Raw genomic sequence first — 7,926 nt, 5'->3', positions numbered from 1 at the left:
ATATAAGATTTCTTGAACTTCACGATAGCTAAGGTTATAACGAAGATAGTAGCCCACGGCTACAATAATCACATCCTGCTGAAATTGCTTTCCTTTAAAATGATTCATCGTCATTCCTCCTGCTATCTTTTTCTATTATTCTACCTTATTTGATAGTAGATTTAAAACTTTGCAACAGAACCCGAAGAACAATTGTATTTGGAAAGTGAAACGAGTCAAACGAAGGTCACAGTCAGCCATAATCGTTTAGACGTGTATAAACGTCGTCCTGAAACGGTAAAAAAAGGAACGGAGCTTCTACGACTAGAAACAGAAAAATACATCATGAATGTTTACCTAGAAAGGAGTGAGCTGGTCGAAAACTTTGTCAGCTACACGATTTGCAGGAAACACTATTACTCAGAATCAGAATATTATTCAATTTTTGAGAGCATGGAATTAATGGAAGAAGAAATGGAAGAGCTAAACAGCAAAGATGCGACGATAGACGATTATTACCTTGTATTTACTAGATTTTTGACGTGTGGAACGGAATCTATCGTGTTAATGGGAATGGATTATGAACTCGCTGTACCCGAAGCATTTTTGAGGGAATATGTAGAAGAAGTAGATAACCCAGGCGACGACTGGTACACGACTTTAACTGATTTTTTAGACACCTATACTTACGACGATACAGAAGAAATCCAAAATGAACTTGACCGTAAACGAATGCCATATCAACGATTTGAAAGGAAAAAAAGGCAATAATCATTTATACCGAAAAGTGAGAATGTGTGAAATAAGGACAAAAAACCTAGTAACTAAGGGAATGGTTCTTATTTCGCACCAATCGCTCCAACCGCCCCCGCCGCTTAGGTGGTGCGAAATAAGCGGGCAACACCCGATAACCTAAGAGAAAGAAGGAGATCCATATGAATAAAATCATTCCTCTATTGTTAGTCCTATTTGTTGGCGAAATACTTATGCGCCATGCTGCAGCTGTGCATTTAAACTTCGTAGTATTTTTGGCAATACTGGTATTTTGTTTGATCTTTTGGCGCTTTGTATTAGCCCTTGTGAGTCTACTATTCAAGATGATTGCAGCCATATTTTTCATAGGGTTATTTCGATGAAAGGAGAGAGTACTAATGCCAATTGCAATAGGAAATAAACGGTTACCCGTTACGTTGGATGAAAAGAGACAAAAAGAATTGCAGCAACTAAAGCAGAAGTACGGCAAAAGTGAATCCAGGATTATGTGTATTGCGTTAGATTTATTGATTGCCCAAGAAAAAGCAGGATTTGAGGTACCAGCACTCAAAAAGTGACGTCACTTTTTATCCTAAAAACTAAAAGTGATAGCACTTTTAATTATAAGAAGTTAGAATATTAATCATTTGCTTAATTGTACAATATAATGTACAATTGTTTTATAGAAATAAATAAGGGGTGAAAGGAATGGAAGCAGTAGCTTATTCAAATTTCCGCCAAAATTTACGTAGTTATATGAAACAAGTTAATGAGGATGCTGAAACACTTATTGTAACAAGTAAAGATGTAGAAGATACAGTTGTTGTATTATCAAAAAGAGATTATGATTCTATGCAAGAAACGTTGAGAACACTTTCTAATAATTACGTCATGGAAAAAATTCGTCGAGGAGATGAACAATTCTCCAAAGGTGCATTTAAAACACATGACTTAATCGAGGTTGAATCTGATGATTAAGGCTTGGTCTGATGATGCTTGGGATGATTATCTTTATTGGCATGAGCAAGGAAACAAAAGCAATATAAAAAAGATTAACAAGTTAATAAAAGATATCGATCGTTCCCCCTTTGCTGGATTAGGAAAACCTGAGCCATTAAAGCATGATTTATCTGGAAAATGGTCCAGAAGAATTACAGATGAACATAGACTGATATATAGAGTTGAAAATGAAACGATATTTATTTATTCTGCAAAAGATCACTATTAACCAATCGGAAGTAAGGAAAGGGTCAGAAACTTAAAAGTTTCTGAACCTATTTTTATCTCATTATTTTACACGTAAATTTTATAATATAAAATACCCAAAGATAAGTATTAGTCGGTATAAACTTTGAGAATACTCAATTTTTACACAAAAAAAGGACAGACAAAATATAATCTGACCTTTTATTTGTGTTTATGGGACATGGATAGTATTTAGTTAGAACTCAATCCTTTTTTGTCAACCCAACCTTTGAGTTCTGGACTATAAACGTAAGATCCTGCGTCTTGTGTGATATGAATATACTGATTGGAATACGTATTCACATTCCCTAAGTTCTTAAATCCTTTTTTTCCCCAAGGTAAAGTATCTATTGATTTACCATTATTCAAAACAGTTAAATGATTTTCTGTATTTTTGATAGTCCATTTTGTATTCGTGACTGTATTGCTGCTCTTAACAGCATCTACTTGACTCTGAGTATTCGCATTAAATGCTTTTTTATCTATCCATCTTGAATTGACCAGAATAACTTTGGTTTTGACGTTTTCGAAGGAGTCCTTCTTTACCGAACTCTTGATAACTCTTAACCCAATATCTTACTTGTCCCATACTCTTAATACCGTATTTTTTTGCCAGATATGGATACCCTCCTTTTCCTTTTAAATACTCATGAATGATTGTCATCTTTAGTTCGAAACTATATTTACTCATAGAAATACCGACCTCCAGAAGTTAGATTTTTGGTCTAACTTTTGGGGGTCGGTACAGTGGTCGATTGCTTTTTTTGTGCATAATTTTAGTGTAATTCCTTGTAAGATAAATACAATAAATAGTTTGTCTTCTCAATAAATTGGTAGATTACCTGTTTTATCGAAGAGCTTATTCCCTTCATTTTATTTATTTTACTCTCTACCTCTTTCTTGTTATAAGTAAAAAAGTTATCTTGCCATACCAACGTTATTACTAACTCTTCTTCACATAAACTTATAAAATACGTACATCCATAAGAATTTCCTCTTTCATGAGCATAGATTTGCATACAAACCTTTTCCTCCCCTCTTCATTAGTCACCTCCAAAGGTTATTTTATCACTATTCATTATTATTCAACTCCTCTTCAACAATTATATAATATAAACGTTTAATGAAAATTACATTTGGGTACACTAAATTTATCTCAATTATGAAAAAAAAAGTATATAGATATGTTACTATAAATATAGTATAACAAGGAGGTGATATTCATGGGATTAATCTGGTCATTAGTTGTAGGGGCCATTATTGGAGTTATTGCAGGAGCCATTACAAAAAAGGGTGAATCTATGGGATGGATTGCAAACATAGTTGCTGGTCTTGTCGGTTCTGCCATTGGACAAGGAATTTTAGGAAATTGGGGACCTTCTTTAGCAGGTATGGCACTTATTCCTTCTATCGTTGGTGCAGTAATTTTAGTAGCGGTTGTTTCATTTTTTTTAAATAAAAAATAATATATTTTTAACTAAGTTAGGAGAATGTTTAAGATGGGGAACAAAAATTATAGGTTAAAATCCTATTTAACAGATAGTGAAGCGGGTTTCAATATTTCTTGGGGTGCTATTATTGCAGGTGTAATTACCTTTCTTTCAATTTTTATGACACTTGGACTTATTGGATCAGCGATTGGTTTTGGAACACTAAAACCTACATCAAGTAACCCTTTAGATGGCGTTGGAACGGGTCTAATTATATGGATAATTATTACTATTGCCTTATCTCTTATGGCTGCAGGGTTTGTGTCTGGTGTGGCAGCAAGAAGAATTGGTTTATTGCACGGCTTCTTAACATGGGCAACAAGTATGATTGTAGTAATGCTTCTAGTGAGTTATACAGCAGTTAGTGCATTTTCAGCAATCGGTTCCCTTTTAGGAAATGTAGCTTCTGGTGTAGGGGATAGTGTTGGGGCAGTTGCTTCGACCACCGGCGATGCGATTTCAAAAGGTTTTGATAAAGTAACTGATGAAATTGGTACGGTCAATACACAAGAACTACAAAACAATGTAAACAAATATTTAAAAGATACAGATGTTCCAGAGCTTCAACCAGATTATTTAAAAGATCAAATGAGTGAAGCGACTGATAAAATTAAAGATGCTGGTAAAGAAATTGTGAAAAATCCTAAAAATGCAGATAAGGTTTTTGATTCTACAGCGGACTCTTTACAAGACCAAGCGAAAAAAATTGGCGATTCCGTAGATAAAAATGCGATTGCGAATGCTGTAGCGAAAAATAGTGACTTATCTCAAGAAGAAGCACAACAAGCAACAGATAATATTTACAATGAATTAAAAACAGCTAGTGATGAAGCCCAAAAACAAATTGACACTGCACGTACTAATTTAGATAAAGCTAAAGATGATTTGAAAGAATCAATCGATGAAGCGAGACAAACGGCAGAAGATGCTTCAAACACGACGGCTAAAGCATCTATTTGGGGATTTGTTGCAATGGTTGTTGGCTTAATTATTACTTCTTTAGCAGGATTGTTAGGTTCTAATTTAGTAAAAACTTCTGATAAAGAAACTACTATGTAGAACGTTAAAGCGGTACTTCCTATTCTACAAAGTTAACCAAAAAAGGTAAGCCTTTATGCAGGCTTACCTTTTTAGCTTTTTAATACCATTAATATTACTTTTCTTCCTTATTATTCAATTTGCTTTTTTTATTTTACACGAGATTCAGTCAATTCTTTCGCTTTAGAACTTCCTTTTGAAGCCAACTCTTTTGCTTTATCTGCTTGTTCACTAGTAAAATTACTTACCGCTTCTGTAGCATCGCCCATTTTATCTTGTAAGGTCACAGAATCTTCTTCGTGTTGTTCTTCTGTTTTAATATCTACGACGTTTACATTTACTTCGATTACCTCTAGCCCCGTCATATTTTTGACTTCTTTCGTGATAATTTCTTTCATCTCGTTATAAATTTTGTGAATGTCTTTACCATATTCTGCAACGATATCTAAGTCTACTGCCACTTGTTTTTCTCCTACTTCAACGTCTATACCTGATGTAACGTCGTCTGTATTTACTAACTTGCCAGCTAAATTAGAAAAGAACCCCCCATCAACAGTAAGTAATCCTTCTACTTCTTCTAAAGAAATACCAATAATTTTTTGAATTACTTTGTCTTCATACGTTAACTTTCCTTGTACTGCTTCTACTTTATTTGCCTCTTTGACAGTTACTTTTTCTTTATCCAATTGTAATCACTCCTATATATTATTATTTATTTTAGTTTGTTTTGAAAAATGTTTCTGATAAAATCATTTTTACTTATATAATTTCCGATAAAAATGCCTACTCCAACCATGAGTAATACAAGAATCGTTTTGAAGAAACCAACAGTGAAAAATAAAATTGCACATATTAAACCTGTTAGCCCACCAATAATTGGATATTTATACACCATTAATAGTTCTTTCACAATATCCCCTCTTTCATTACACAACTCGTTTCTTTCTGGTTTTATTAGTATTTGAACGAGCCGTATTTTTAAAGACCACCTCTGTTTTTATTGCCGTGTCCAAGCCAATAAATTCTTTAATATATGCATCAACACTTTCAATAAACTGATTTGTTTGGCTCACAACTGCTTTATTTTCGCTTGTACTACCAACAATACGCACTTTTATTTTTCTTTTATACATTTTTACTTTTACTTTTGAGTCATTTAATAAGTTTGTTTGAGATACTTGTGATTGAATTAGCCCTACGATCGCGCTTTTTTTTATTTCTAGTTTGCCTTTGTCTTCACTCAACTTAATAGACGTTACTTCTGTAGGTCTTAAGATAATCCATAAAATAACTAAAGCGAGTATTGCCATGCCTATCACACTACCCCAATAGAAATAAAAAGGCATGTAATTTCCAATTAAAGGGTATTCTTCAGGTTTTATAAATCGGATATTTAACGAGTATACAAACTGATAATGGACAAACACTGTAAATAAAAATGTACCAAGAACTAAAGCAATGAAACTAAATAGGACTTTTCCTCCTCTGGTCATCGATCCCCCCTACTTTCATATGAAATTTATCACAATATAATTCTACCAAAAGTGATTGTTCTGTAAAAATTTTATGCTTCTAACAAGCGTTATTTAACAATACTATTTTAAAAACTCAAAAAAATAGAACAAACCAATACAGTTCGTCCTATGATTAAGTGATCTATCTCTCAAATTCATCTTTTATATCACCGGCAACATCTTCTGCTTTTTCTTTAGTATTTGAAATCGCTTCTTTTGCTTGGCCAGTTGCTTGTTCTAAGAAACCTTCAGCTTTTTGTTTGTCGTCACCAGTTACATTTCCTACAGCTTCCTTTGCTTTCCCAGATACCTTCTCAGAAGTGCCTGTTCCTGCAATACCTGATATAGATTGTTTTAAGTCCTCTAAAACTTCTTTAGAAGCCCCAATAACTTGATCAAAAGTTCCTTCTGCCTGCATTTGTTCATTTCCTATCACTTTTCCAGCGACTTCTTTTGCTTTTCCTTTAACAGAATCTTTATTAGTATTCATCTTATGCATCTTATTAACGACAGCTAAACCAAAAGCTGTAGCTAAAAAACCAACGATAATTCCACTTTTTTTCATAGATATTCCCTCCATATTTAAGATACTTTTATTCTACCAGAAATTGAAGTAAAACACTTGTATTATACATTTCACAGAGTGTGAGAATTCGACTACGTTAAATCATAAATCCATTAGTTGTTTTTTTCTTGGTTATAGCGCTACAATATATTATTATATTCACCTAAATCGCTCGATAATGAAATTATTGCAATGGTACCATCAGGTTACAAACGTCTTAGCTTTTTTTAATGTGTATTCCTATTCACTGCATTCAAGCAATTACTTTGCTAAAAATATATATTATTCCCAAAATAATTACTAAATGGTATAATTGCTTTACTTTCTTAGGGATTTTATATCTGGGATAAATTGACTCTCTTTCTAAAATAACTGTTGATAAACGGTTATTAGCAATTGTTGTCTTCATCATAGACGCGTTGTCGATTTTTAATATTGACTATTTCACACCTAAAAGATAACTGGCGGAAAACGGTTATCTCTATCATATCAGTTAGTCAGCCAGTGGTCGGCTGACTATTTTTATTGTTAAGAACTTCTGGGTATGGGGCTAGTCACAAGAGAAATAACCAGATCATAAAATAATTGAGTTCTCTACTTTTTATCATGTTTCCATATATAAAATGGTTTACGATAAATATTGTTGCGAACATTCTAATTGCAATACTACTAACTTTGGTAATTCTTACTTAAATTCTGTTTTAAAATTTTTATTCATTTATTTGTTCAATATGTATTATTTATCTGTCAAAATTAGGTCATTGAACTCTAAAAGTTATGGAAAAACAGGTCAAAAATTTAGAAGTTTCTGGCCTGTTTGTTTTTAGATAAAAATTACACAACTAGCTTGTGTCTTATTCAATATGCCGTTTTTTGTTAAAAAATCAGAAATCCAAAACTTTAAAATTTTTAACCTCATTTTTGACCTGGTTCCTTTTTTTCATTTGATTTCAATTTCAAACCACTCTTTTTATCTTCTTTACTCTGTACTCTATCTTGTAGTACTTTCAATGGAACTGGTAGTTTTCCATCAATACTCATCACTACTACCATCATCTCACCCTTTCTAATTCTTTTGTATTCGTTTCCGTTTGATAATTTGCAGGAATACTGTATATGAGACACCTCTATAGATTGTTTTTCCTCTATCTTGCAAAAATGTTGAATTCCGGCTGCTATCCCATATTTTAAAGTATATTTTGATTTTCAAATATTTCTAAAATGTCTTTAGGAAATATTTCTGGTTTTTCTAACAATATTCGTCCTAGGGGTCCCGAGCGCTTAGTGGGAATTTGTATCGATAAGGGGTACAAATTCCCACTAAACCAATGTTTCAAGGCCT

The 7,926-nt window shown here is 33.0% G+C and carries 12 protein-coding genes and 3 pseudogenes; 6 read left to right on the top strand and 9 right to left on the bottom strand.

What is annotated here, in order from left to right:
• Positions 1-108, bottom strand: a pseudogene (locus tag KQI94_RS14655) (IS6 family transposase); the annotation flags it as partial.
• Positions 109-183: 75 nt separating this feature from the next.
• Here KQI94_RS14655 and KQI94_RS14650 point away from each other — a divergent pair.
• Positions 184-750 (top strand): annotated as a pseudogene (locus tag KQI94_RS14650) (hypothetical protein); the annotation flags it as partial.
• Between the two features lie 46 nt (positions 751-796).
• On the opposite strand, the gene KQI94_RS16840 reads toward KQI94_RS14650, so the two are convergent.
• Entirely contained in the window at positions 797-1,033 is a 237-nt protein-coding gene (locus KQI94_RS16840) for a hypothetical protein (RefSeq protein WP_306297428.1), read from the bottom strand.
• Positions 1,034-1,130: 97 nt separating this feature from the next.
• Between KQI94_RS16840 and KQI94_RS14645 the strand changes: the two genes are divergently transcribed.
• The 3 genes from KQI94_RS14645 to KQI94_RS14635 all read left to right on the top strand — a co-directional run bounded on the left by KQI94_RS14645 (position 1,131) and on the right by KQI94_RS14635 (position 1,960).
• Positions 1,131-1,310, top strand: coding sequence for a hypothetical protein (locus KQI94_RS14645; protein ID WP_001120991.1), 180 nt, complete (start codon positions 1,131-1,133; stop codon positions 1,308-1,310).
• Positions 1,311-1,440: 130 nt separating this feature from the next.
• A complete protein-coding gene (locus KQI94_RS14640) occupies positions 1,441-1,710 on the top strand; it encodes a type II toxin-antitoxin system Phd/YefM family antitoxin (RefSeq protein WP_000388479.1) in 270 nt (89 codons plus the stop codon).
• Positions 1,703-1,960, top strand: coding sequence for a Txe/YoeB family addiction module toxin (locus KQI94_RS14635; RefSeq protein ID WP_000588503.1), 258 nt, complete (start codon positions 1,703-1,705; stop codon positions 1,958-1,960). The genes KQI94_RS14640 and KQI94_RS14635 overlap by 8 nt, the downstream gene beginning before the upstream one ends.
• Positions 1,961-2,461: 501 nt before the next feature.
• Here KQI94_RS14635 and KQI94_RS14630 read toward each other — a convergent pair.
• Both KQI94_RS14630 and KQI94_RS16610 read right to left on the bottom strand, forming a co-directional pair.
• Positions 2,462-2,668: pseudogene (locus KQI94_RS14630) on the bottom strand (transposase); the annotation flags it as partial.
• Between the two features lie 85 nt (positions 2,669-2,753).
• Positions 2,754-2,996, bottom strand: a complete 243-nt coding sequence (locus KQI94_RS16610) for a hypothetical protein (protein WP_002360881.1) — start codon at positions 2,994-2,996, stop codon at positions 2,754-2,756.
• 204 nt (positions 2,997-3,200) lie between these two features.
• On the opposite strand from KQI94_RS16610, the gene KQI94_RS14625 reads away from it, so the two are divergent.
• Both KQI94_RS14625 and KQI94_RS14620 read left to right on the top strand, forming a co-directional pair.
• Positions 3,201-3,443, top strand: a complete 243-nt coding sequence (locus KQI94_RS14625) for a GlsB/YeaQ/YmgE family stress response membrane protein (RefSeq protein WP_002360880.1) — start codon at positions 3,201-3,203, stop codon at positions 3,441-3,443.
• Between the two features lie 24 nt (positions 3,444-3,467).
• Positions 3,468-4,526 (top strand): hypothetical protein, encoded by a 1,059-nt coding sequence (locus KQI94_RS14620; protein ID WP_002417138.1) that lies wholly within the window; start codon positions 3,468-3,470, stop codon positions 4,524-4,526.
• A 128-nt stretch (positions 4,527-4,654) separates the two neighbouring features.
• Here KQI94_RS14620 and KQI94_RS14615 read toward each other — a convergent pair whose 3' ends face one another.
• The 5 genes from KQI94_RS14615 to KQI94_RS14595 form a co-directional block, all read right to left on the bottom strand.
• Entirely contained in the window at positions 4,655-5,191 is a 537-nt protein-coding gene (locus KQI94_RS14615) for an Asp23/Gls24 family envelope stress response protein (protein ID WP_002360878.1), read from the bottom strand.
• 26 nt (positions 5,192-5,217) lie between these two features.
• Positions 5,218-5,415, bottom strand: a complete 198-nt coding sequence (locus KQI94_RS14610) for a DUF2273 domain-containing protein (RefSeq protein WP_002360877.1) — start codon at positions 5,413-5,415, stop codon at positions 5,218-5,220.
• A 16-nt stretch (positions 5,416-5,431) separates the two neighbouring features.
• Positions 5,432-5,998 carry an alkaline shock response membrane anchor protein AmaP gene (gene amaP / locus KQI94_RS14605; protein ID WP_002360874.1) on the bottom strand — a complete coding sequence of 189 codons (567 nt, stop codon included), beginning with the start codon at positions 5,996-5,998 and terminating at the stop codon, positions 5,432-5,434.
• Between the two features lie 163 nt (positions 5,999-6,161).
• Positions 6,162-6,584, bottom strand: coding sequence for a CsbD family protein (locus KQI94_RS14600; protein WP_010815591.1), 423 nt, complete (start codon positions 6,582-6,584; stop codon positions 6,162-6,164).
• Positions 6,585-7,499: 915 nt separating this feature from the next.
• On the bottom strand, positions 7,500-7,640 hold the full coding sequence (locus KQI94_RS14595; protein WP_002417142.1) for a hypothetical protein: 141 nt from the start codon (positions 7,638-7,640) through the stop codon (positions 7,500-7,502).
• Between the last annotated feature and the right edge of the window lie 286 nt (positions 7,641-7,926).

Origin of the sequence: Enterococcus sp. S183_ASV_20 (assembly GCF_018919685.1) — a bacterium.
Classification (GTDB): Bacteria; Bacillota; Bacilli; order Lactobacillales; family Enterococcaceae; genus Enterococcus; species Enterococcus faecalis.
This window is presented reverse-complemented; position numbering and strand designations above follow the sequence as displayed.